The organism is Streptomyces sp. NPDC056061 (assembly GCF_042266885.1).
In the GTDB taxonomy this organism is placed as follows: domain Bacteria; phylum Actinomycetota; class Actinomycetes; order Streptomycetales; family Streptomycetaceae; genus Streptomyces.
On the sequence record NZ_JBHJWQ010000020.1, the window covers coordinates 50,659 to 75,282 of the forward strand.

At 71.3% G+C, this 24,624-nt stretch carries 20 protein-coding genes; 16 read left to right on the top strand and 4 right to left on the bottom strand.

All coding sequences use genetic code 11. The features are described from left to right. Positions 1 to 3 precede the first annotated feature (3 nt). From ACFC79_RS25635 to ACFC79_RS25680, 10 genes are all read left to right on the top strand, one after another. On the top strand, positions 4 to 402 hold the full coding sequence (locus ACFC79_RS25635) for a DUF6221 family protein (RefSeq protein ID WP_376244164.1): 399 nt from the start codon (positions 4 to 6) through the stop codon (positions 400 to 402). A gap of 1,069 nt (positions 403 to 1,471) precedes the next feature. Next, positions 1,472 to 2,860 carry an MFS transporter gene (locus ACFC79_RS25640; protein WP_376244167.1) on the top strand — a complete coding sequence of 463 codons (1,389 nt, stop codon included), beginning with the start codon at positions 1,472 to 1,474 and terminating at the stop codon, positions 2,858 to 2,860. A gap of 290 nt (positions 2,861 to 3,150) precedes the next feature. Beyond that, the gene (locus ACFC79_RS25645) at positions 3,151 to 4,050 is read left to right on the top strand and encodes a LysR substrate-binding domain-containing protein (RefSeq protein WP_376244169.1); all 900 of its coding nucleotides are present in this window, start codon (positions 3,151 to 3,153) and stop codon (positions 4,048 to 4,050) included. Then, a complete protein-coding gene (locus tag ACFC79_RS25650; protein WP_376244171.1) occupies positions 4,047 to 5,150 on the top strand; it encodes a mandelate racemase/muconate lactonizing enzyme family protein in 1,104 nt (367 codons plus the stop codon). Before ACFC79_RS25645 ends, ACFC79_RS25650 begins: the two co-directional genes overlap by 4 nt. A 25-nt stretch (positions 5,151 to 5,175) precedes the next feature. Beyond that, on the top strand, positions 5,176 to 6,030 hold the full coding sequence (gene catA, locus ACFC79_RS25655) for a catechol 1,2-dioxygenase (protein ID WP_376244174.1): 855 nt from the start codon (positions 5,176 to 5,178) through the stop codon (positions 6,028 to 6,030). 6 nt (positions 6,031 to 6,036) lie between these two features. Then, positions 6,037 to 6,333 (top strand): muconolactone Delta-isomerase, encoded by a 297-nt coding sequence (gene catC, locus ACFC79_RS25660; RefSeq protein ID WP_376244176.1) that lies wholly within the window; start codon positions 6,037 to 6,039, stop codon positions 6,331 to 6,333. Continuing rightward, entirely contained in the window at positions 6,333 to 7,088 is a 756-nt protein-coding gene (locus ACFC79_RS25665) for a CoA transferase subunit A (RefSeq protein ID WP_376244178.1), read from the top strand. The genes catC and ACFC79_RS25665 overlap by 1 nt, the downstream gene beginning before the upstream one ends. Further along, on the top strand, positions 7,088 to 7,735 hold the full coding sequence (locus tag ACFC79_RS25670; RefSeq protein WP_376244181.1) for a CoA transferase subunit B: 648 nt from the start codon (positions 7,088 to 7,090) through the stop codon (positions 7,733 to 7,735). The genes ACFC79_RS25665 and ACFC79_RS25670 overlap by 1 nt, the downstream gene beginning before the upstream one ends. Then, the gene (locus ACFC79_RS25675) at positions 7,732 to 8,934 is read left to right on the top strand and encodes a thiolase family protein (RefSeq protein ID WP_376244184.1); all 1,203 of its coding nucleotides are present in this window, start codon (positions 7,732 to 7,734) and stop codon (positions 8,932 to 8,934) included. The genes ACFC79_RS25670 and ACFC79_RS25675 overlap by 4 nt, the downstream gene beginning before the upstream one ends. Before the next feature lie 18 nt (positions 8,935 to 8,952). Continuing rightward, positions 8,953 to 9,762 carry an alpha/beta fold hydrolase gene (locus ACFC79_RS25680; protein ID WP_376244185.1) on the top strand — a complete coding sequence of 270 codons (810 nt, stop codon included), beginning with the start codon at positions 8,953 to 8,955 and terminating at the stop codon, positions 9,760 to 9,762. A gap of 109 nt (positions 9,763 to 9,871) precedes the next feature. Here the strand turns inward: ACFC79_RS25680 and ACFC79_RS25685 are convergent, their stop codons facing one another. After that, on the bottom strand, positions 9,872 to 12,235 hold the full coding sequence (locus tag ACFC79_RS25685) for a LuxR C-terminal-related transcriptional regulator (RefSeq protein WP_376244188.1): 2,364 nt from the start codon (positions 12,233 to 12,235) through the stop codon (positions 9,872 to 9,874). A gap of 548 nt (positions 12,236 to 12,783) precedes the next feature. On the opposite strand from ACFC79_RS25685, the gene ACFC79_RS25690 reads away from it, so the two are divergent. The 5 genes from ACFC79_RS25690 to ACFC79_RS25710 are packed head-to-tail and all read left to right on the top strand — an operon-like array spanning position 12,784 to position 16,875. Then, on the top strand, positions 12,784 to 13,356 hold the full coding sequence (locus tag ACFC79_RS25690; RefSeq protein ID WP_376244191.1) for a flavin reductase family protein: 573 nt from the start codon (positions 12,784 to 12,786) through the stop codon (positions 13,354 to 13,356). 48 nt (positions 13,357 to 13,404) lie between these two features. Then, positions 13,405 to 14,979: a 4-hydroxyphenylacetate 3-hydroxylase N-terminal domain-containing protein gene (locus tag ACFC79_RS25695; protein WP_376244193.1), complete on the top strand. Its 1,575-nt coding sequence runs from the start codon at positions 13,405 to 13,407 to the stop codon at positions 14,977 to 14,979. Between the two features lie 53 nt (positions 14,980 to 15,032). Beyond that, positions 15,033 to 15,377, top strand: coding sequence for a hypothetical protein (locus ACFC79_RS25700; protein WP_376244196.1), 345 nt, complete (start codon positions 15,033 to 15,035; stop codon positions 15,375 to 15,377). Positions 15,378 to 15,393: 16 nt separating this feature from the next. Then, positions 15,394 to 16,104 carry a hypothetical protein gene (locus ACFC79_RS25705; protein WP_376244198.1) on the top strand — a complete coding sequence of 237 codons (711 nt, stop codon included), beginning with the start codon at positions 15,394 to 15,396 and terminating at the stop codon, positions 16,102 to 16,104. Positions 16,105 to 16,110: 6 nt separating this feature from the next. Further along, positions 16,111 to 16,875 (top strand): class I SAM-dependent DNA methyltransferase, encoded by a 765-nt coding sequence (locus tag ACFC79_RS25710; protein WP_376244200.1) that lies wholly within the window; start codon positions 16,111 to 16,113, stop codon positions 16,873 to 16,875. Positions 16,876 to 17,148: 273 nt separating this feature from the next. Here the strand turns inward: ACFC79_RS25710 and ACFC79_RS25715 are convergent, their stop codons facing one another. The 3 genes from ACFC79_RS25715 to ACFC79_RS25725 form a co-directional block, all read right to left on the bottom strand. Then, positions 17,149 to 19,410 (bottom strand): serine/threonine-protein kinase, encoded by a 2,262-nt coding sequence (locus ACFC79_RS25715; protein ID WP_376244203.1) that lies wholly within the window; start codon positions 19,408 to 19,410, stop codon positions 17,149 to 17,151. Positions 19,411 to 20,035: 625 nt separating this feature from the next. Further along, positions 20,036 to 22,240, bottom strand: coding sequence for an NACHT domain-containing protein (locus ACFC79_RS25720; RefSeq protein WP_376244205.1), 2,205 nt, complete (start codon positions 22,238 to 22,240; stop codon positions 20,036 to 20,038). After that, positions 22,237 to 22,974, bottom strand: a complete 738-nt coding sequence (locus ACFC79_RS25725) for a DUF6801 domain-containing protein (RefSeq protein ID WP_376244208.1) — start codon at positions 22,972 to 22,974, stop codon at positions 22,237 to 22,239. Before ACFC79_RS25725 ends, ACFC79_RS25720 begins: the two co-directional genes overlap by 4 nt. A 536-nt stretch (positions 22,975 to 23,510) precedes the next feature. Between ACFC79_RS25725 and ACFC79_RS25730 the strand changes: the two genes are divergently transcribed. Continuing rightward, positions 23,511 to 24,494, top strand: coding sequence for a helix-turn-helix domain-containing protein (locus ACFC79_RS25730; protein WP_376244210.1), 984 nt, complete (start codon positions 23,511 to 23,513; stop codon positions 24,492 to 24,494). Positions 24,495 to 24,624: the final 130 nt, after the last annotated feature.

Consider the following 24,624-nt stretch of genomic DNA (forward strand, 5'->3'; position numbering starts at 1 on the left):
CCGATGACAGACAACTCCGACATGATTGATTTTGTCCGGGCGCGTCTCGCCGAGGAGGAGCGGATCGCCCACGCTGCGGGCGGGGACAACTGGCGGTGCCCCGACGGGGTGCCCGGCGAGATCCACGACCGGTCCGGCGCCATCGCGTTCACCATCCGGGGTCACGGCTTCGACCAGTACATCGCCTTCCAGGACCCCGCGCGCACCTGCCGCCGCATCGAGACGAGCCGGGTGCTCCTCAACGAGTACGCGGAGATCGCGGACAAGGACACCGACCGCCCCGATTCCGACTTCGTGTCCGGCCGCGCCGTCGGACTCGGCTTCGCCGTACGGCAGATGGCCGCGGAACACGCCGGCCATCCCGACTACCGGGCCAGATGGCTGCCGCGGTTCATCCACTGAGGGCCGTCCCGCGATCCGTGGCCCGTCAGGCGTTACGGGGCAGCCCCCCACCTGGAGGAACGTGACCGGCTCACCCGCCACCCGCCGAATCGCGTCGTCGCGCACGCCGAGGAACTGCGCACCGAGTACACCGACCGCTGCCGCGGGCTGTCTCCGACCACTTGGAGCACCGCGGTGACGGCCATCGCGGCGGCGACCGGACTACTCCGCCTTGACCCAGCGCTGACAACACGCCGGTTCCCGTCGATCCGGCCCGGAGTGCGCCGCATGTCGGCACCGGACAACGGACCGGGGCCGGTCGGCAGGGTTCGCCGGCCGCCCCGGCCCGTCCGCTGTGCATCCGGCGCCCTCTCGCCCAGCGCGCCGAGCGCGAGACCCCAAAGTCACCCATCTCCCCGGATGTGGGGCCGTCGACGGCCGCCCGGGAGAAGTCCACGGCGTTCGTGCCGCGGAGCCCTGCGAGGAGGGCCTCTCGGCGCCGGCGGAACACGGTTGGTCACGTAGTCGCCTTCACAATGGGGCCGGCGCTCTTTATGGCTGCCGCATACATAGGTGCGACAGTGTCGGGTCCCTACTGTTTCCGGCCATGACGAGCGAGTTTCCCTTCCGATCCCGCCGGGTGGCGGTGGAAAGCGGGGACCTGACGTCCCGTTCCGCCCTGGTCGCCGGTGGTGACAGCGGTGTCGGCATGGTGTGCGTCGTGGCGACGGCCGGTGCCGACGTGCACGTCGTGGGCCGGGACGACGGCACCGATCGCGGCCGAGGCGGTCGCGGCCGGGCCCGGTGGCGGGGCGCGGATGACCGATCCGGCCGACCGTGCCGCGCTCGGCATCTCCCGTGCACGGGCCGCGGGCCGGCCCGTGCAAGACCGCCCGCGTCGTCGCCGGGCACGCCCTGGAGGGGCTGAGCGGGGTCGCCGCCGTGGCCGTCGGACGGTTGTACCCGGACCACGCGATTCGCACCACGGCGCCCGCTGCCCCGGAACGGCGGCCGCAGAGCCAACTGATCGTTTCTGTACCGCACCTCACCCCATTTCCCGTACACACACGAGAAGCCGGTGACTGACCCGATGACCGAGACCACCCCCGCCCCGTCCGGCGCGCCCCGTTCCGGCGGCATCGCCCGGATCGTCAGTGCGAGTCTGATCGGCACCACCATCGAGTGGTACGACTTCTTCCTCTACGGCTCCGCTGCCGCATTGGTGTTCAACACCTTGTTCTTCCCGTCCGGCGACCCGCTGGTGGGAACCCTGATCGCCTTCGTCACGTATGCGATCGGGTTCGCCGCCCGGCCGCTCGGTGGCGTGGTCTTCGGACACTTCGGCGACAAGGTGGGCCGCAAGAAGCTGCTCGTGGTCAGTCTGCTGATGATGGGCGGCGCCACCTGCGCCATGGGGCTGCTGCCCACGTACGACACCGTCGGCATCGGCGCCCCGATCCTGCTCACCGTGTTGCGCCTGGTCCAGGGTTTCGCGCTGGGTGGCGAGTGGGGCGGCGCCGTGCTCATCGTCTCCGAGCACGGCGGTGACAAGCACCGCGGCTTCTGGGCCTCCTGGCCGCAGGCCGGCGCACCGGGCGGCAACCTGCTTGCCACGGGTGTCCTCGCGCTGCTGGCCGCCGTACAGTCCGAGGACACGTTCCAGGCATGGGGCTGGCGCGTTCCCTTCCTGCTCTCCGGCGTCCTGGTCGTGATCGGGCTGTGGATCCGCATCTCGGTGTCCGAATCCCCGGTCTTCCTCGCCGCGCAGGCCGAGTCCGGGGCGGACACCGCGCAAGGGGCCGAGGGGAAGCCGCCGGTCGTCGAGGTGTTCCGGCACAGCTGGCGCGAGGTGCTCGGCGCCATCGGTACCCGGTTCGGCGAGAACGTCTCCTACTACATCCTCACCTCCTTCATCCTGGTCTACGTCACCACTCACCTGGAACTGCCCAAGAGCACCGCCCTGAACGCCGTGCTGATCGGCTCGGCGGTCCACTTCGTCACCATCCCGCTGTGGGGCGCGCTCTCCGACCGGCTGGGCCGCAAGCCCGTCACCCTGATCGGCTCGACCGGCATGGCCCTGTGGGCCTTCGCGTTCTTCGCCCTCGTCGACTCGGAGTCGTTCGCCGTGATCACCGCGGCGGTCACCGTCGGGCTGCTCCTGCACGGCGCCATGTACGGGCCCCAAGCCGCCTTCATCTCCGAGATGTTCGACACCCGGGTCCGCTACTCGGGCGCCTCCATGGGATCGCAGCTCGCCTCGATCGTCGCGGGCGCGCTCGCGCCGATCATCGCCGTCGAACTGCTGAAGGACTACGGCTCCGGGACACCGATCGCCCTGTACCTCTGCGCCGCCGCGGTGATCACCACCATCACGGTCGCCGTGATCAAGGAGACCCGCGGCCGTGACCTGACCCGCCCGACCACGCCCCGGACGCGAAGCGGGCGCGAAGCGTCGGTCGCAGGCGTCGACCGGGGCTGATCGAGGCACGCGCACGGGCCGTACGGGCGGCGCTTCGCACCACGCGGGATGTGGGGCGAAGCGCCGCAGCGCTGCCGAGTCCGCGAGAGACCTCCCGCTTCCGCGCCCCGGCCGGGCCCGCTGCCGCTCACCCCCGAGCCGCGTCCGGGCCGTCCCCTCCGAGGCCGGCCCGGACATCATTGATATCCACGACATCTCAATAGCCTGTAACTAGGTATTTGTGTCGTATGGGAGCCACTCCTACGCTGAGGCGTATTCGAGGGCCCCGGCAACAAGAAAGGGGCTGTCCGATGGAGCTCAGGCACCTCCGGTATTTCGTGGCCGTCGCCGAGACACGTCACTTCGGCAAGGCCGCGGAACAGCTGCACATGGCCCAGCCTCCCCTCTCCCAGGCGATCCGTCGGCTGGAGAACGAGCTGGGAGTGGAACTGCTGCGCCGGACGACCCGGCAGGTCTCCCTGACAGGGGCCGGCGAGGTCTTCCGTACCGATGCGGAGCGCATCCTCAAGGCCGTCGACGAGGCGGTCGAGCGGGTGGGGCGCTTCGCCTCGGGGGCGGAGGGGGTGCTGCGGATCGGTCTGACCGGATCCGCTTCGTACCGACAACTTCCGTCTCTCGCACGGCTGGTGAAGCGCGAGATGCCCCAAGTGATACTGGAGGTGCACACCGAGATGCTCACACCCGCTCAGGAGGCCGGGCTGATCGAGCGCCGCCTCGACATCGGCGTCCTCAGGCCGCCGATCCGTCAGGAGGGCATCGCCCACCGCTCCTTGGCGGCCGAGACCCTGGTCGTCGCGGTCCCCGAACGCCACTGGCTGGCCGGGGCGGATACCGTCCGGGTCGAGCAGCTCCGGCACGAGGACTTCGTCATGTACGGCGCCACACTCGGCTCCGTCGTCGACGACGCCGTCGTCCGCAGCTGCCTGGCCGCCGGGTTCTACCCGAAACGCGCCTACGAGGTCACCGAGACCTCCGCCGCGCTGGCGCTGGTCGCCGCCGGACTGGGCATCGCCGTCCTGCCCGACTCGATCCGCTCCGCGCCCCGTGAGGGCGTGCTGTGCAGGGACATCGAGGACGCCCTGTCCATTCCCCTGTCCCTGGCCTGGCGCGAGGACGACGAATCCCCTCTGCTGCGCAACCTTCTCGAGGTGCTGGAGCAGAACGACATGTTTCTCGAAGGACCGGCATGAAGATCGTCCAGGTGGAGGCCATCCCCTTCGCCATTCCCTACGCGAAGCCGCTGAAGTTCGCGAGCGGCGAGGTGCACACCGCCGATCACGTCCTGGTCCGGGTGCATACCGACGAGGGGCTGATCGGCACCGCCGAGGCGCCGCCGAGGCCGTACACCTACGGCGAGACGCAGGAGTCGATCGTCGCGGTGATCGAAAAGATCTTCGCCCCGCAGATCCTCGGGCTGACGGCCCTGGAACGCGAGGCGGTGCACGAGCGCCTCGACCGGACCGTCGGCAATCCGGCCGCCAAGGCCGCCGTCGACATGGCGCTGTGGGACATCCTCGGCCGGGCCGCCGGCCTGCCGGTCTCCGGACTGCTCGGTGGCTACACCGACCGCATGCGGGTCAGCCACATGGTCGGCTTCGCACCGGCCCGGGAGATGGTCGCCGAGGCCGAACGCGTCCGGTCGGCCCACGGCGTCACCACGTTCAAGGTGAAGGTCGGACGCCGCCCGTACCGCGACGACGTCGCGGCCGTCCGGGCCCTGCGCGAGGCACTCGGCCCGGACGTCGAGCTCTACGTCGACGGCAACCGCGGCTGGACGGTGTCCGAGTCGGCCCGCGCCCTGCACGAGATGGCCGACCTCGGCCTGACCTTCGCCGAGGAGCTCTGCCCCGCCGACGACGTGCTGGGCCGCCGCTGGCTGGTCGCACAGAGCCCGGTGCTGTTCATCGCCGACGAGAGCGCCACCCGTACCGGCGAGGTGACCCGCGAACTCCTCGGCGGCTCCGCCACCGCCATCAGCATCAAGACCGCCCGCACGGGCTTCACCGCCTCCCAACGCGTCCTGCACGAGTGCGAGGGCCTGGGGGTCGAGGTGGTGATGGGCAACCAGGTCGACGGCCAGATCGGCACGTTGTGCTCGGTCGCGTTCGGCGCCGCCCACCGCTCCAGCTCACGCCATGCCGGCGAACTGTCCAACTTCCTCGACATGACGGACGACCTCCTCACCGAACCGCTGACCATCGAGGCCGGCACCCTGCGCGTACGCCAGGGTGCCGGCCTCGGCATCGACATCGACCCCGACAAGCTGGCGCGCTACCGCCAGGACCGCTGACCCACTCTCAGAAGACGGGACGATCATGACCGACAACCTCACCGAGCAGGCCACCGCCGCCGCCTCCGGAGCCGCCGCCACCGAGCAGTTCCGCAACAAGCAGCGCCAGGAAGCGGCCGCCGTCGCCACCGAGCGCGTCGACACGCTGGTCACCGAACTGCTGACCTCCGCCCACGACATCATCCGCCGCCACGGGTTGACCTACGCCGAGTACGACGCCCTCAAGGCGTGGCTCATCCGGGTCGGCGAGGACGGCGAGTGGCCGCTCTTCCTGGACGTGTGGGTCGAGCACGTCGTCGAGGAGGTCGCCAACGAGAACCGCGAGGGGACCAAGGGCACCATCGAGGGTCCGTACTACGTGCCGGACGCACCCGCGCTGCCCGCCGAGGCGGCCCTGCCGATGCGGGAGGACGAGGCGGGGGCTCCGCTGCTCTTCCAGGGCCAGGTCACCGGCGTGGACGGAACACCGCTGCCGAACGCCACGGTGGAGATCTGGCAGGCGGACGCCGAGGGCTACTACTCCCAGTTCGCACCGAACCTGCCCGAGTGGAACCTGCGGGGAACCGTGATCGCCGGCGAGACGGGCCACTTCAAGATCCACACGATTCAGCCCGCGCCGTACCAGATCCCCACCGACGGCGCCTGCGGCAGCCTCATCCAGGCAGCGGGCTGGCACCCCTGGCGCCCGGCCCACCTGCACCTGAAGGTCTCCGCGCCCGGGCACCGGCTCATCACCACCCAGCTGTACTTCCGGGGCGGCGAGTACGTCACCGACGACATCGCCTCCGCGGTCAAGCCCGAACTCATCCTCGACCCCACCCCGGTCGCCGACGGCACGGGGCGCGAGGTCACCTACGACTTCGTTCTCGACAAGGCGTGATCGGCCATGCTCTTCGCCGTACGCATGGACGTCGACATCCCGCGCGACCTCGCCCCCGAGGTCCGCGGGGACCTGGTGGCGCGCGAGAAGGCGTACTGCCGGGAACTGCAGAAGTCGGGGGAATGGGTCCACATCTGGCGCTGTGTCGGGCAGTACGCCAACATCAGCGTCTTCGATGTCGCCGACAACGAGGCACTGCACCGCATCCTGTGGGGCCTGCCGCTCTTCCCCTACATGACGATCGAGGTCACCCCCCTGGCCCAGCACCCGTCCGACCTGGCCGCCGACGAGGTCGTGGCGTGATGGACAAGGTGGTTGCCACCGCCGCGGAAGCGGTGGCCGATGTGCCGGAGGGCGCCTCGCTCGCCGTCGGCGGGTTCGGGCTGAGCGGTGTGCCGAACGTACTGATCCAGGCGCTGTACGAACGGGAGGTCAGCGGTCTGAGCGTGATCTCCAACAACTGCGGGGCGATGGATTCCGGCCTCGCGGTCCTGCTGGCGGCCGGGCGGATCGCTCGGGTGACGGGCTCCTACATCGGCGCCAACAAGGAGTTCGCGCGCCAGTACCTGGCCGGGGAACTGGAGGTGGAACTGATCCCGCAGGGCACCCTCGCCGAGCGGCTGCGCGCCGGCGGCGCCGGGATCCCCGCCTTCTACACCCCGGCCGGGGTCGGCACCCAGGTCGCCGACGGCGGGCTGCCGTGGCGTCATGACGGCTACGGCGGGGTGGCACTGGCCTCGCCCCCGAAGGAGGTGCGCGAGTTCGACGGCACCGAATACGTGCTGGAGCGGGGCATCCGCACCGACTTCGCCCTGGTCCGCGCGGCCCGGGGCGACCGGCACGGCAACCTCGTGTTCAACAAGTCCTCCCGCAACTTCAACCCGCTCGCCGCCATGGCCGGCAGGGTCACCGTCGCCGAAGTGGAGGAACTGGTGGAGCCCGGTGCCATCGAGCCGGACGCGGTCCACCTGCCGGGCGTCTTCGTGCAACGGGTGGTGGCGCTCACCCCGGAGCAGGCCGCGGACAAGAAGATCGAGCAGCGGACGGTGAGCAGCTGATGGCCTGGACGCGACAGGAAATGGCCGCCCGTGCGGCACGTGAGCTGGAGGACGGGCAGTACGTCAACCTCGGCATCGGCCTGCCCACGCTCATCCCCAACCACCTGCCGCCGGGGGTCGAGGTGATCCTCGAATCGGAGAACGGAATCCTGGGCACCGGCCCCTACCCCACCGAGGACCGGGTCGATCCCGACCTGATCAACGCCGGAAAGGAGACGGTCACCGTTCTGCCGGGCGCGTCCTTCTTCGACTCCGCCCTGTCCTTCGGCATGATCCGCGGCGGGCACATCGACGTCGCCGTGCTGGGCGCCATGCAGGTCTCCGAGCGGGGAGACCTGGCCAACTGGGCCGTTCCGGGCAAGCTGGTGACCGGGATCGGCGGCGCCATGGACCTCGTCCACGGCGCCCGGCGGGTGATCGTGGTGATGACCCACACCGCGAAGGACGGCTCGGCGAAGATCGTCCCCCGGTGCACACTGCCGCTGACCGGCAGGGCGTGCGTGAACCGGATCATCACCGATCTGGGCGTCCTCGACGTCGCCGACGACGGTCTGGTCCTGGTGGAGACCGCACCCGGCGTCACCACCGCGGAGATCATCGACCGGACCGGCGCCGGTCTCCGCGTCTCCGAAGGAGTTCCGTCGTGAGAGACGTCTATCTCGTCGACGCGGTGCGCACGCCGATCGGCCGCTTCAACGGCGCCCTCGCAGGCGTGCGCCCGGACGACCTGGCCGCCCACGCGATCCGCGAACTCCTCGCCCGAACAGCCGCGTTGGACCCGTCCCGGATCGAGGACGTCTACTTCGGCAATGCCAACGGCGCGGGCGAGGAGAATCGCAACGTCGCCCGGATGGCCGCGCTGCTGGCCGGTCTGCCCACCGGCGTGCCCGGCGTGACGGTCAACCGGTTGTGTGCCTCGGGCCTGGAAGCGGTCGTCCAGGCCGCCCGTGCCATCGCCGTCGGCGACGCCTCCGTCGCCGTGGCCGGCGGCGTGGAGTCGATGACCCGTGCGCCGTATGTGCTGTCCAAGAGCGACAGGCCGTTCCCGGCCGGCCACGCCGAGCTCTGCTCCACCACCCTCGGCTGGCGCATGGTCAACCCCGGGATGAACCCCGAGTGGACCATCCCGCTGGGCGAGTCCGCGGAACTCATCGCCGAGAAGCACCGGATCAGCCGCGAACAGCAGGACGAATTCGCCCTGCACAGCCACCGGAAGGCCGCCAGGGCCCGGGCCGAGGGGCACTTCGACGCCGAACTCGCGCCGGTGACCGTCCCCCGGCCCAAGGGCGGGGCGGTCACTCTCGCCGCCGACGAGTCCGTCCGCCCGGACGCCTCCCCGGAGGCCATGGCGAAGCTGAAGCCGTCCTTCCGCACCGAGAACGGGACGGTGACCGCGGGCAACGCCTCCCCGCTCAACGACGGCGCCGCGGCGCTCCTCCTCACCGACGAGGAGGGGCTGAAGGCGACCGGCCGGGAGCCGCTCGCCCGCATCCGGACCAGCGGGGTGTCCGCCCTCGACCCCCAGTACTTCGGACTCGCCCCGGTCGAAGCGGTGAACCGGGCACTCGCCAGGGCCGGCCGGTCCTTCGCCGACCTGGACGTACTCGAACTGAACGAGGCATTCGCCGCGCAGGTCCTCGGCTGCCTCGCCGAATGGCCCGAGTTCGACCCCGTCGTGCTCAACCCCCAGGGCGGGGCGATCGCGCTCGGCCACCCCCTGGGCGCCTCCGGCGCCCGCCTCGCCGGCACCGTCGCCCACCAACTCGCCCGCAGGGGCGGCGGGGTCGGCGTGGCCGCCCTCTGCATCGGCGTGGGTCAGGGACTGGCCCTCGTCCTCGAACGCTGAACCGCCCTTGGAGGCACGGTGTCCACGCCCCACCTGCTGCACCACCACCTGGTCGGCGCGACCGACGCTCCACCCCTGGTCCTCGGCCCGTCCCTGGGCACCTCCCGGGCGATCTGGGAACCCCACCTGCCCACGTTGAGCCGCCGTTTCCGGGTACTCCGTTTCGACCTGCCCGGACACGGCGGCTCACCCACCGCGCTGCTGCGCGATCCCGCTCCGGGCCGCACGACGGTGGAGGACCTGGCGTCCCTGGTGCTCGATCTCGCGGACCACCACGGCTGGGACGCCTTTCACTACGCGGGCATCTCCCTCGGCGGAGCCATCGGGACCCATCTCGCGGCCTTTCACCCCGGGCGGGTCGCCTCCCTGGCCGCGGTCTGTTCCTCCGCGCGCTTCGGGCCGCCCGAGACCTGGCGCCGGAGGGCGGAACTCGTCCGGCACGAGGGCACCGCCGCCCTTCTGCCGGGCATCCCGGACCGCTGGTTCGCCACGGCGGCCTTTGCGGTCACCCCCTTCGGACGCAGGCTGCTCGGCAACCTCGCCGAAGCCGACCCGGCGGGGTACGCGGCCTGCTGCGACGCCCTCGCCGCGGCGGATCTGCGCCCCGCCCTGGCACGGATCACCGCGCCCACGCTCGTGGTCGGCGGGTCCCACGACACCGCCACTTCCCCGGAGCACGCCGAGGAGCTCGCCGCGGGCATCCCGCGGGCCGCCCTGAAGGTCATCGGCTGCGGGCACCTCGCCGTCGAGGAACCCCGAGCGCTGCAGACCGCCCTGACCGCTCACCTGTCCGCGTGCCTCGCCTCCGAGCGGAGAGCTGTCCCGTAGTTCCCCGAAGAACGGCGCACGAAGCGCTCGGGCCCTACGCGGCCCACAGGCCCGGCCGGCCTGCGGGCCGCGTCGGCGTCCCAGCCCGTCGCGGTCGGCGCCGGAGAGTTCAGGGCGCCGCGGCCCGGGGGCCGCGGGCCTCGTCGCCGGATTCGTCGAGGGACACGATCCAGGAGGCGACCCGGGTGCGGGAGGCGAAGCCGAGCTTGCCCAGGATTCGCTCGACGTGGCCGTCCACGGTGCGGGGGGAGATCACCAGGTTCTCGGCGATGGCGCGATTGCTCAGCCCCTCGGCGATCAGGCGGGCCACCTCCAGTTCCCGGTCCGTGAGCGGGCAGCTCCGGGCGACACGCGTTGCGGCGGTGGGCTTGCCGGCCGCGGCGGTCTCCAGTGCGAGTCCGATCGCCTCGGCCTTGGTCAGCCGGGCCAGACGTCGGGTGACCTGCTCCACCCGTTCCGTGCCCAGCGCTTCGGCGACCTGCTGGGCCATGCGCCGGGAGTCGGCGGTGATGTGGGGGCCGAAGGCGTCGATGGAGGTGCCGAGCCGGTGCCACACGGCTCGGGCGGCGGCTCCCAGCATGGCGGCGTTGTCCGCTTGCTGATCGGACATGGCGATCCAGGACATCAGCTCCAGAACCAGGGCCGTGCAGACGCCGTCCGTGAAGTCGCGCTGGATCTCCAGAGCCGCCGTCGCGGCCTGCTTGGCCGCGGGCATGTCGCCCGCGCGCCAGTGCTGCAGGCCGCTGATCCACAGGGCGTAGGCATGGTTCCAGCGTTCTCCGTGCCGGGCGCTCACGGCGAGCACGTCCCGACAGGTCTCCAGAGCGTTTCCCGCGGGCTCCTGGAAGTTCCTCGCCATGGCCAATTGGAACTGCGCGGTGAGCACCGCGCCGGTGTTGCCGAGCGCCCGGTGTCCCCGTACGGCCCGGTGGTACAGGCCGATCGCCGCGGGCAGGTCGCCGCTGAAGAGGTGGTGGAGGGCCCGCCAGTTCGCGGCGTGCGCGGCCAGCTCCGGGTCGTCCAGTTCCGCCGCCACGTGCTCCAGTTCCGTCAGGCGGACGTCGGCGGCCTCGCGGTCGCCCTGCAGCAGGGTCGCCCAGGCGGCCACCCACAGCACAGATCCCCGTTCGGCGGTGTCGCCGTCCAGCACGCCGAGGATGCGGTCCAGCCATCGTCTTCCCTCGCTGAGCGAGCCGCCGGCGATCCAGTGGTAGCACAGGAGGGACGCGAGCCGCCCGCCTGCGGGACGTTCGCCGGGTGTGGTGAGGGACCATTCCAGGGCCGCGAGCAGGTTGGTGTGGTCGCGCCGCATGGCGGCGAGCATCTCGTGCTGTCCGGGCCCGCACCAGCGCTCCCCCATGGCACGGGCCCGGCACAGGTAGTGATCGCGCATGCGGCGCCGTAGCACCGGCGGTTCGCCGAGTTCGTCGAGCCGCTCGGCGCCGTATTCGCGTACGGTCATCAGCTGTCGGTAGCGGACCTGTTCACCTGTGTGCTCGGCTATCACGATCGACTTGGCGACGAGCCGGTCGAGAACGTCGACGACGCGCTCGCGGGCGAGGTCACCGAACCCGCAGACGTCCTCGACCGCCTTCAGGTCGCATCCGCCCGGGAACACCGACAGCCGTGCCCACAGCAGGCGTTCGTCGTCGGAGCACAGTTCGTGGCTCCAGTCGATCAGCGCGCGGAGGGTCTGCTGTCGCGGGCGAGCCACCCGGCTGCCGCCGGTGAGCAGTTCGAATCGATGGTCCAGACGCTCGACGACCTGGCCGACGGACAACGTGCGCAGCCGGATGGCGGCGAGTTCGATGGCGAGTGGCATCCCGTCGAGCCGTTCGCACAGCTGTTGGACGGCGGGGCGGCTGGCATCGGTGACGGCGAAGTCGGGGGCGACGCTCCGCGCCCGGTCGACCAGCAGCTGAACGGCTTCGCTGTGGTCGACGCCCGCGGCGTCGTGCACCTGCTCGGCCGTCGGCACCGACAGGGGCGGGATCACCTTGACCAGCTCGCCCGCGATGCCGAGCGGTTCGCGGCTGGTGGCGAGGACACGCAGGCCCGGGGCCGCTTCGAGGAGTTCGGCCAGCAGTTCGGTGGTGGCGGTCAGCACGTGCTCGCAGTTGTCCACGACCAGCAGCACCTGCTGGGTTCCCAGGTGATCGACCAGTTGCTGGGTCGCGGAGCGGTTCGACTGGTCCAGGACGGCGAGCGCCGAGGTGAACGCGGAGGCCACCTCGCGCACGTCGTCGAGGCTGGCCAGCTGGACGACCTGCGTGCCGTCCCGGAACGCTCTGCGGACCCGGTCCGCGACCACCAGGGCGAGCCGCGTCTTGCCGATGCCGCCGGGGCCGGTGAGCGTGACGAGCCGGGAGGCCGACAGGTTCCTGCGTACGTCGGCGATCTCCTGCCGGCGCCCCACGAAGCTGGTGAGGCCGCCGGAGCCGACCAGACAACCGCGTCCACTGTCGTCGTACATGGTCCTCGATGTCCTCGCCTCGGCCGTTCCACTGCCACTGACGCTATGCCGAAGGACACGCCATGCCAAGGACACGCACACGAAGAAGGACACGTCTCCCCCGGTCAGGACCCTGATCCATAGGTGCGCGGCCGGGGCTCATATCGCCCACGACTCAATCCGATCGCAGGTTCGAAGCAAGGGGTACCCGCAGAGGTGGAGGGGGTACCCAAGGGGGTCGTCTCACCCGAGACCGCGGACGCGCCCGCGCCGAGTCTTCTGTCACCACGACGAGAGCCGGGGCCGTGGCGGGCACGGCATCGGCCGCGTGCCACACCTCCGACAGACAGGAGCGGGGCAATGTCACCCACGAGTACGAGCCGCCCGGTGCGGGAACCCGGAAGGACGTCCGGCACGGTGATCGCCGGCGCGGGTTTCGCCGGACTTCGCGCGGTGCACAGGACGCACACCGGGACACCCCCATCGGGGTGCGCCCGGGATCGGACGTCCGGCGCCGGACGCGGGACGAGCGAGCACCTCGCGTCCGTCGGCTCTCCGGGGCGGGCCACATGAACCAGCGTCACCTCAGGAACGCCTTCGGCCGCTTCGCCACCGGTGTCACGGTCGTCACCTGCGCCACCTCCGACGGCGGACGCCACGGCGCCACGGTCAACGCCTTCACCGCCGTCTCCCTGGAACCGGCCCTGTGCCAGGTGACCCTCACCCGCCAGTCCAAGGCGTGCCGGTATCTGAAGGACACCCCCTTCGCGGTCAACATCCTGGCGGCCGACCAGACCGACGCCGCCTGGCACTTCGCCGGCCGGCCGGTGGATCCGGAACCGCAGTGGTCCGACGGTCCGCTCGGCCCCGTGCTCACGGGAGCGGCCGCCACGATCTCGTGCCGCCCCTGGCGCACCTACGACGGCGGCGACCACCTGATCGTCATCGGCGAGGTGGTCGCGGCCGACATCACCGACCTGGAGCCGCTGCTGTTCCACGCCGGGACCTTCCGCCACCTGGGCCGCCAGGACGCGGGCGTCCACTGGGGCGCCTGCCTGGACAGCCCCGAGAGCGGATGGTTCACCGGCGCGCCCGCCTTCACCGCGATGCACGCGGAGCACGTCGCGCGCCACGCCTCGTGATCCCCGATCACGCGGCTTCACCCACCTTCGAGACCAGCTAGGACGGACATGACTCAGGAAGACACCCGCTCCCCGGCCGCCCCGCCCGCGGAGGACGTGCGCAGGACCCGCCCGCTGACGGGCGACGAATACATCGAGTCCATTCGCGACGGACGGGAGGTATGGGTCTACGGCGAGAAGGTCAAGGATGTCACCGAGCACCCCGCCTTCCGCAACTCGGTGCGCATGACCGCGCGGCTGTACGACGCCCTGCACGACCCGGACAAGCAGTCGGTGCTCACCGTGCCGACCGACACCGGAAGCGACGGCTTCACCCACCCGTTCTTCCGCACGCCGCGCAGCCGCGAGGACCTGGTCGCCGACCGCGACGCGATCGCCGAGTGGGCGCGGATGACCTACGGCTGGATGGGCCGCAGCCCCGACTACAAGGCGGCCTTCCTCGGTACCCTCGGCGCGAACAGCGACTTCTACCAGCCCTTCGGCGACAACGCCCGGCGCTGGTACACCGAGTCCCAGGAGAAGGTCCTCTACTGGAACCACGCCATCATCAACCCGCCGGTCGACCGCGACCGCAACCCCGACGAGGTCAAGGACATCTTCGTCCACGTCGACGAGGAGCGCGACGACGGCCTGGTGATCAGCGGCGCCAAGGTGGTGGCCACCGGCTCGGCCATCACTCACTACAACTTCATCGCCCACTACGGCCTGCCGATCAAGAAGAAGGAGTTCGCGCTGGTCTGCACCGTCCCGATGGGCACGCCCGGCATGAAGCTGATCAGCCGGCACTCCTACGCGATGAACGCCGACGTCATGGGCAGCCCCTTCGACTACCCGCTGTCCAGCCGCTTCGACGAGAACGACACCATCTTCATCCTCGACAAGGTGAAGATCCCCTGGGAGAACGTCTTCATCTACGGCGACGCCGAGAAGGCCAGCACGTTCTTCCCCGGCTCGGGCTTCCTGCACCGCTTCACCTTCCACGGCTGTACGCGCCTCGCCGTCAAGCTCGACTTCATCGCGGGTCTGCTGATGAAGGGCGTGGAGGTCACCGGCACCAAGGACTTCCGCGGCATCCAGACCCGCGTGGGCGAGGTCATCGCCTGGCGCAACCTGTTCTGGGGCCTGACCGACGCCATGGCCAACAACCCGGACTCCTGGAAGGACGACGCCCTCCTGCCGAAGCTCGACTACGGCCTGGCCTACCGCTGGTTCATGACCCTGGGCTACCCGCGGATCAAGGAAATCATCATGCAGGACCTGGGCAGCGGACTGATCTACCTCAACTCCAACGCCAAGGACTTCTCCGTCCCGGAGATCCGCCCCTACCTGGACAAGTACGTGCGCGGGTCCAACGGTTACGACTCCGTCGAGCGGGTCAAGCTGATGAAGCTGATCTGGGACTCGATCGGCAGCGAGTTCGGCGGCCGTCACGAACTGTACGAGCGCAACTACTCGGGCAACCACGAGCAGGTGCGCGCGGAGATGCTCTTCACCGCTCAGGCCTCCGGCGCCGCCGACGCCATGAAGGGCTTCGCGGAGCAGTGCATGGCCGAGTACGACCTGAACGGCTGGACCGTGCCGGACCTGATCAACCCGGACGACGTGAGCATCCACCGCCGCTGACCCCTTCCGCCGGGGCGGCCCGCCGCCGCCCCGGCCCACCTTGGAGCCGCACGATGAACAGCACCCGTACGCCGACACCTCCCACCGCCGCGGCCGGCGCCGCGTTTTGGGCCCACGGGCAGGGCCGCGGCACGGCGGCGGCCTCCGCCGAACGCACCGACGCGATCCCGAGGGCCCTGCTCGACGCGGTGCACCGAGTCGTCTCCGACCACGAGGTCACCTATCCCAAGTCCCAGTGTCCCGAGTTCCAGGCGGCCAGGAACCGGCTGATGGAGGTCGACGAGTGGGTGGCCGACGACGTCGCCCGGGCGACCGGGCCCGAATTGATCCTGCGCCCCGTGGCGGACGGAGAGGACGGCCTCGTGCAGCGGTACGGCTTCGTCCTCGAACGGGCCTGAGATTGAGGACGCGGACGTGACAGCACGATCTTCCCCGATCCGGCCGGAGTCCATGTCACCGGTCCGGCAGCGCGGCACCGTGTGGACGGGGCTGCACGAGGTGCCCTCCGACTGGCGGGGCTGCGCCGTGACCATGGGCGTCTTCGACGGGTTCCACCGCGGACATGCCGCGCTGGTCCGGCGGGTGCGCGAGCGGGCGGCCCGGCACGGGCTGCCGTCCGTGCTGCTGACCTTCGACCCGCACCCTCTCGCGGTGACCTGCCCGGAGCGCGCGCCCAGGCGCCTGGCGTCCCTCGATGAACGGGTCCGCTCCGCCCACGGCCTCGGCATCGACGTCGTCCTCGTACTGCCGTTCACGCCGGTGCTGGCCGGCATGGCGGCCGCCGAGTTCGCCGATCGGGTCCTCGGCCACACGCTCGGGGCCCGCGCCGTGGTGGTGGGCGAGAACTTCCGCTTCGGCCGGGGCGGCGGCGGGGACACCGCCCTGCTCGGCCACGCGGGAAGGAGGCTCGGATTCACCGTGGACGCCGTTCCGCTCGTCTCCCACGACGGCCGGACCTGCTCCTCCACGCTGATTCGCAGCCGGCTGGCGGCCGGTGATCTCAAGGGCGCCGAAGAACTGCTCGGACGCCCGTGGCGTGCGACGGTCCTTGAGGTGCCGCCCGCAAGGCCGGAGCCGACGGCCGGAAAACCGGTCGACAGCACGTCACCGGGCCCAGCAGAGTGACCGTCCGTGACAAGCAGTGAGCTGTGGACCCGCGCGACCGCCGACCGCTACGACGCCGAGGAGAGCGAGAGGTCCTCGGCCGCCTTCCTCGCACCGACTCTCGCCTTTCTCGCCGACCTCGCCGGGGACGGCAGGGCACTTGAGTTCGCCATCGGAACCGGACGGGTGGGGGTGCCGCTCCGCGAACGCGGAGTGCCGGTCGTGGGCATCGAACTGTCCGAGCACATGGCCGCGGTGCTGCGGAGCAAGGTCGACGAGGCGACGCTGCCGGTCGCGCTCGGGGACATGGCCACCGCCGCCGTCCCCGGTGAGTTCACCCTGGTCTACCTCGTCTACAACACCATCTCGAACCTGCTCACGCAGGACGAGCAGGTCGAGTGCTTCCGCAACGCCGCACGCCATCTGGCGCCCGGCGGCCGGTTCGTCGTCGAGGTGGAGGTGCCCCCGCTGCGGTTCCTGCCGCCCGGGCAGGTGGCCGTGCCGTTCGACGTCTCCCGGCGCCACCTCGGCTTCGACACCTTCGACCTGGCCGAACAGACTCTCGTCTCGCACCATTTCACGCTCGACGGCACGGACGGCCGCTACCGCCGCGGTAGCTCCCGGCACCGGTACGTGTGGCCTTCCGAGCTCGACCTGATGGCACGGATCGCGGGACTCGAACGGGAACGGCGCGTCGCGGACTGGGACGGGGCGCCGTTCACCGAGAACTCCACGAAACACATCTCCGTGTGGCGCAAACCGGGCGGGGAGGACACCGTTCGCGGGCGTTGAGATGCCACCGGGCCGAGGGCGACGCCCATGTACGCCCGGACGTCCCGGGGCGGAAGGGCTTCGCGTCCTCACCGGACGGGCCGTCGCCGCCGGCTTCCCCGAGCGGGTCGCCCGCCGCGTGGTCCGGCCGCCCGGGGCGATTCCCGACACCGGTCTCGTCCGGGTGGGTCCGTGGAAGGCGGAAGGGTTCCTCGTCGCCGACAGCGCCGCGACGAGGGACCGCCGAGATGTCCGCACGGCGAGCGGGGCGGCCGACAGCCGGTGCCACCCGGGTCAGCCCGCCTTCGGCGGCTTCTGCGCGTCGAAGGCGAAGAGGGTGTTCTTGGCGGCGGCCACGATCACCACACGCCCCGCAACGGTCACGCGCGGGCTCGCGCCCTGCTCGCCCGTCAGCCCATCGGCCTGCGGGTCCGTCGTCCACAGCGGTTTGCCGTCGTCCGGCGACAGCGCGACCACCCGGCCGGTGGCCGAGCTGAAGTACAGCGCGTCGGCCCCCGCGGCAGGACCCGACGCACCCTCCACGCCGGTCTGCCGCGACCACTTCTTCCGGCCGGTCGCAGGGTCGAGCGCCGTGACGAGACCGGTCTGCCCGCTCATGTAGACCGTGCCGTCCGCCATGCCGGGCGTCCCCGCGTAGGTCTCGGCCAATCGGGAGTACCTGACCTTCCGCGAGGCCGGGTCGACCCGCGCCACCCCGTCGTAGCCGACCAGCGCCGGTCCCTCCCTGCGTCCCTGGAGGAGTACGAGACTGCCGTCGGCGACGCCCATGGGCACGGCGGGGCCCTTGACCTCGATGGGCTCGCCCAGCGTCCCCGAGGCGCGGTCCACCGTGTAGAGGGTGTGATGCCGCACCTCCAGGGCGTCCACCTCCGCACGTGCCGCGCACATCGCGAGGAGCTGCGGTCCCACCGGGACGGGAGCGCACTGCTCCCCCTCGGGGAACGACGCCGTCCAGGCGACCTCACCGCTGTGCGCGTCCCGGGCCTCGAAGAGGGAGTCGGAGGCGTCGACCGTCACGACGGCGGAACCGACCACGAGGGCGTCCTGAGTCCGCCCCGTGACGGCCTGCGACTGGGCGCCGGACGGCACGGACCACAGCTCCCGGCCGTTGTTCGCGTCGATGGCCACCACCTCGCCGGGAGGGTCCTGCGGGGCGTCCTCGGCGGCGAAGCGGTAGCCGAGCACCGTGTCGTCGGTGGCACCCACCAGGTGCATGCCCTGGACGGGGACGCCCGGGCTCTTCACCGTCCACACCGCAGAGCCGTCCAGGGCGCTGATACGGGTCGCGACGACACCGCCGCCCCCGCAGAACAGCGCGTCGCGGTGCGTGACGCACCGCAGCTCGTCGGGAATGTCCTCGCGACCGCCCTGCACGGTCCCGCGCCACGGCTTGAAGCCCTCCGGAAGCGCGGCACCCGGCACCGCGACGCCGTTGCCCCCGTTGTCCCCGTCGCCGCCGTTCCCCCCGAGGCCGCCCGCCGTCAGTGCGGCGACTCCCCCACCGATCGCTGCCACCGCGACCGCGGCTGCGAGCACAGGACGCCATCGGCGACGCAGCCGTCGACCGATGTGGGTGCCGGTGCTCCCCGCATCGGGATCGGCCGGGGCAGTGGTCGGCGAAGCCGGCGCCGGGGTGGCCCGGATCGCGAGGTGATGCTCGGTGTTCACGTCGCGGGTGCAGCCCGCGCCGGCCCCGTCGGCGGCCCCGTCCGCGGCGGTCCCACCGAGATCGGCCGGCAGGTCCCGGAGGAGCACGAGGAGTTCGTCCGCCGAGGGGCGACTCCCGGGCTCCTTGTCCAGGCACGGCTCGACGACCGCGCGCAAGGCCACCGGCACGGCATCCAGCGACGGTTCCTCGTGCACCACCTGATACGCCGTCATGTACGGGCTGTCCGCGTCGAAGGGGCCGCGGCCCGTCGCCGAGTACACCAGCAGTGTCCCCAGCGAGAAGACGTCGGACCGCGGCCCCACACCACGCGGTGCCTGCAACTGCTCCGGCGACATGAAGGGCGGCGTGCCGATGACCCGCCCGGTCATCGTCAGCGTCTGCTGGTCCACGGCGCGCGAAATGCCGAAGTCGATGACGCGCGGGCCCTCGGGCGAGAGCACGACGTTCGAGGGCTTCAGGTCGCGGTGGACGACTCCCACCCGGTGGATGTCGCGCAGCGCCTCCGCCAGCCCGATGGCGAGCCTCCTCAGCTCCGCCCCGTTCAGCGGGCCCTTCGAGGCGATGCGCTGGGCGAGCGTGGGCCCTTCGATGTAGGTCGTCGCCATCCACGGCTGCTCGGCCTCGGGGGCGGCGTCGACCACGGCGGCGGTGAACGCGCCGCTCACCCGCCTCGCCGCCGCCACCTCCTGCCGGAAACGGATGCGGAACTCGTCGTCCCCCGCGAACTGCTGGTGGATCAGTTTGATCGCGACAGGTCGCCCCGAACTCGTACGGGCCAGAAAGACCGTGCCCATGCCACCCGAGCCGAGCCGTTCCTCGAGCGGATAGCCGCCGATCTCGACTGGATCACCTCCGCGCAGCGACACTCTTCCCGACCTCCTGTCCCCCGTGCACCTCTGCCATCACGGGCCTGCGTACCTGTCCTGCACACAAACTAGCCGCAGGGCAGTACGGCAGATCGAAGCGGGTGACGAACAGGGGGCCCAGGGCCGTCCGGGACCGGACCGGATCGGCAGCACCACGGGCAATTCCACGCCTCGCCGCAGGTCGAAAGAGTCCGAGGTCGCCCACCGGCAGGGAACGAAGGGCCTGCCGGACACTTTCGCCCGCCATGCGACGGCGACGCGCGGCTCATGCGGTGCGGCCGGATGTCCCCGCCCCGGCCCGGCCGGGGCGATCGGCTGACCGACGAAGCCCGGACGCACCCGACGGCCGGGACGTCCTTGTTCGCGTCCGCCGGCCTCCGCGAGGACAACCCGGCCCCACCCCGCCGACGTGCGCATTCCGGAGGGGAGTCCGCGCAGGAGGGCACCCAGGTCGGCGAAGGGGAGGTCGAGTACGGAGAGCTCGCCGGGGCTCTCCTCCCCGGCGACGCCCAGGGCCGTGCCGCACGGGCGCAGCACGTACTCCCGCATGTTGGGGCTCTCCTGTCTCCAGGTCGAGAGATTTCCTGTTCCGGGTCGGATTCCACCGAACCGCGTCCTCGTGGCCTCACGCGGATGCGGGACCGCCCGGCGGGTCGTGGCGGATGTCGCCGCGGGCGAGGAAGTCCTGGAGCTCGCGGTGACGGAACTGGTAGGCGATCCCCGCCGTCCGCATCAGACCCGCGTCGCAGCACCAGTCGAGGAAGCGGCCGAGGCGCCAGGGCAGTGGCTGGTCGGACCACCAGCGGCGCGTACAGAGCAGGAGAGCCGCGTAGCGGGCCCCGGCGGCTCCGAGGGCCGGGCCGGCGCCTGTCCTGAACAGCGGTCCGAACGCGCGCCAGGGCCTGAACAGCGCGTCGAACGCGCCCCGGTAGCCGCATCTGAACAAGCGGTTGTAGACCAGCGCGAGCACCCGCCCGCCGCCGAGGCCGAACAGGGCCATGTAGATGAGCACCGCCCCGAACGCGAGGACGGGGCTCAGGGCGAACCAGTAGAAGGGGACGAACCCGAGCCCGACCACGAGGCCGGTGACGAGCCCGGTCACCAGGTCGTCCCGCACCATGTGGCGCGGCGACGCGCGCCGGTGCGGCCTGCGGATCTCGGGTGCGTCCGAGAGCACGCCCGCCAGTCCGGCCCCGACGGTCGCCCCTCCGGCGAGTCCCACCACCGATCCGTACACGAGTCCGACCGCCAGTCCGACGACGTTCCCGATGTCGAGCACGACGACGAGCCCTCCCCAGAAGAGCCCGCCCACGAGCCCGTTCACGAGCTGGCGTCGTCCGACGCGCGTGCCGACCGCGATGCGTTCCAGCCGGGACGGGGCCGGCCAGGGAGGGATTCCCACGAGAAGGCTGCCCGCCACCATGAGCATCACGTTCCTCGCGTACACGCTCCACGCGTCGAGCAGCCCCGCGGGCAGGTCGGCAACGGCCCACACCGCGATGGTCAGGAGGACGTGGACGGTACGGGCGCGACGGGCGCCGGCGAGCGGCCACAGTTCGTGGAGCACGAGGTCGGTGTTCGACAGACGACGTCCCGCCACCTCGCGGGCACCGGTGTTGGTACGCAGGTGGCGGGCGAGGACCGTCAGCCAGATGCGCACCTGCTGCCGTGTGTAGGGGGTGGCGGTGTCGTCCGTCGGGGAGGCGCCGCGGATGTACAGGTCCAGCAGGTGGTCCCGGATCTGCTCGGGGGTTCGCAGGCCGCATCGGCGGAGCTCCGCGGGGTCACGGACCCAGCCGTGCTCGGGGTCGCGTTCGTCGTAGACGGCGAGCGCCAGGGTCAGCCGCCAGGGGGTGGACAGGCCCCGCGCCAGCGGGCTGTCCGGGGCTGCGCGGAGTGCGCCCAGGACGGGTGCCCAGCGGTCCGGGTCGATGGCCCGGGCGGTGACGAACGCCTCGGCCGCGGCCGGGTCGACGGGGGCGATGTCGATGCGGGAGGCGTCCTGCGCCCGCACGCCCACGCGTTCGAGAGCGGTGTACGGGGTGCTGCGGCAGGTGAGGACGAGATGGCCCTTGACGACGCCGTGGAGGTAGCTGTTCACGGCCTCCAGGGCGGCCGCGGCGCGGGAGCCGAGCCCGGGAGCCTCCCCGGCGTCCATCTCGTCGAGGCCGTCGAGCACCGGAAGGACGAGCCGGGCTCCGACGAGGGCCGCTGCCGCGGCCGGGCGCAGCCGGTGTACGCGGCTGAGCTGGTCGACCAGCCAGTCGTCGAGCTTGGCCCGGCCGGGGTCGAAGGTGGACAACGACAGCCGTACGGGAACGGCGCCGCCCGGCGTCCGGTCGGCGAGCAGAAGCAGCATGAGGTGGAGGGCGAGCACGGTCTTACCGGCTCCGGGCGCGCCGGTGATGACGAGTCGGCCGGACTCGAGAGCGCGGTAGTAGGCGGCGATTTCTCCCAATGTGCCGTGGGGTGCCGCGTTCGCGGCCCGGTGGGCGCGGGAGGGCAGGTGGTCGAACTCGATGTCGATGGTGCGGTCGCTGCCGCCGAGAAGTCTCCGGCGGGCTTCCTCCTCGCGTTTCCTGATGTCGACGGCGAGGCGGTCGGCGAGCCAGGCGGCGTCGGTGTCCTCCCGGGCCTGGGCGGACCTGGCCTGGCCCAGGCCCGCTGCCGTCAGCATCAGGCCGACGATCCCGATCACCAACCCGCCCGGGTCCACGTCCCCGGTTCCCGCCCGGACGGCCATGGCGACCGACACCACCAGCGCCGACACCGTCAGCGCCGACCAGCCCCACCACGTGGGGCGTACGGTGTCGGAGATTCCCCTCGTCACCTGCTGCGTGAACGGAAGCGGAAGGCGGCGGCCACCGCGACCGCGCCCAGGACGACGGACCCCGCGGCCAGCGGAACCAGACTCCTGGTGCCCCGGCTGCCGGTCTCGGCCATGGCGCCGGAGGGGTCGGCCGAGCCTTCCTGGGCCGTGTCCGTCCTCGTGTCGTCGCTCGGTTTCCGTGACCCGGAAGTGCCCGAGGTGGCCGTATCAGCCGTTCCGGACGGGGCCGGACCGGTCGTCGTTCCCGCCCCGGCGACATCGAACGACGCCACGACGTTGTCCTGCCCGGGATCCAGCCCGCACGACACGTCGAGCGTGACGGTCACGATGGCGCCCCTCGCGGTGATGTGCGCGGTGAGGTCGCCGACGGTGATACGCGCCCCGCCCGGTCGGGTGAAGGTGCGCGTCGGTGCGACACCGGTCGCCTCGATCTGGAACGGTCCGGACGCCGGAACGCTGGTCCTGGCCACCTGGAACGGCACGCCGAGGCCGGTCTCGACGCCCGGCGCCGTCACATGCACCTTCGCGTCCACCGTGCCCGTGATGGTCTTGATGCGCGCCTCCCGCAGCTTTCGTGCGTCGGCCTCGTTGACCGGCACCGTCGCCCGGATGACGAACTTCGGTGTGGGCTTGCCGATCGCCGCCGACTTCGGGACGTCCGAGTCGATCCTCACGGTGCCTCGCAGCTCGTCGGCCATCGGGGCCGAGCAGGTGTACCGCAGTGTGCGCGACACCGGCTCCGCGGCCGCTGGTACGACTCCGAAGACTCCCCCGCTCGTGCCCACGACCCCTGCGGTCACCACAAGTCCCCAGGCCCCACGGGCCACCGGACCTCTCAGAACGGAGCGGGACGCCGCTCGATGCTCACACGGGTTCTGGATCGGTTCGACGTTCGCCATCTTGTTCCTCAGCCAGGTACTCGGGCCTCCGACACGAGGCACACGGATTCCTCCACCGGGTGGAACGATCACGGGACGCCCCATCTCCGTCGGCGAGGACCCGCCGCGCGCGAGCACGCAGTCGGATCCCGCGACCAACCATAGGACTGGATCGCACGCCCGGAATTGCGCGTGCGCGCAGGAAAGTTGACACCACGCGCAACACAACGATCTCCACGCACGCATGTGCGCATCGAGCCGTCTCCGAGAACCTCCTGGATCGCACCGCCGTCCACTACACTGTTGCGGCACTACCGGGCCCTCATACCATGGGCGCGAGAGCCGAATTCGGTTGTGCGCACTGTGAGAAGGCCGTGGTGAAAGGTGTTTCGATGGCCTTGGAAACCTACACGGTGAGTTCATGCACGACCCGGGACGTGACGTCGCGTGAGCGCGCCGAATTCTGGGGCGAGCACGTGACGTCGTATCAAAGCCGGATGGGCTACGGATACCCGCGCACCGACGACTTCCGGGCGGGGACGATCCGCCAGCGCACCGCCGCCTATCAGCTTGTCCAGTGGTGGTCGGACACGATCAAGTACACCCGGACCACGAGCCAGGTACGGCACAACCCGGACGAGGACTACCGCTTGCTGCTGCCGGTCGCCGGAGAGCTGCTGCTGCGCCAGAACGACCAGGAGCTGCGGCTGGTGCCGGACGCCGGGTGCCTGCTCACCTTCGGTGCGCCGTTCGAGGTCCTGCAGGCCGCCTCGGCGCGGGCGTTCATCATGTCGATCCCCGCCCAGGAGGTGAACGGGCGGTTGAACCGGTCGTCGCCGCTCGCCCTGGGCCTCGACTTCCGCTCCGGCCTGGGCCGGGTGGTGGGCGACATGCTGACCGGCCTGCACGAGGAGCGCGACGCCCTGACCAGCGGCCAGTTCGACGCGGTGTCGGAACGCCTGGTCGAGCTGTTGTGCCTGCTCGCCGCAGGGGACGACCGCCCCACCGCGCCCGGCCACCTCCCGGAGGTGGAGACCGTGGTCCGCCGGTACGCCCGCGAACACGCTGCCGACCCCCACCTGACCGGCGCCACCATGGCACGAGCCCTGGGCTGGTCGCTGCGCCAGGTGCAGTTGGCTCTGCAACGAGCGGGGACGACCCCCCGCGCACTGATCCGCGAGGAGCGGCTGCAATTGGTACGGGACCGGCTGCGGGCGCCCGCGTACCGGCACATGAGCATTACCGAGCTGGCATATGCGTCGGGATTCTCCTCCTCCAGCGCGCTCAGCACGGCGTTCCGGCGGCGCTTCGGGGTGTGCCCGCGCGACATGCGTCACGCGGGATTCCCGTCCGCCGGTGATAAGCGGCGGAGCTGACCGAAATCCGTTGGACTCCCGGTCCGGCCGGCCGAAGCGGCAGGTCACCGGGTTCACGGTGAATCATGGCGCCCCACCGCTTTTCGGATAGCCGGAGCGGTCTCGAACCGGATGCCTCCGAAGCCCGGTA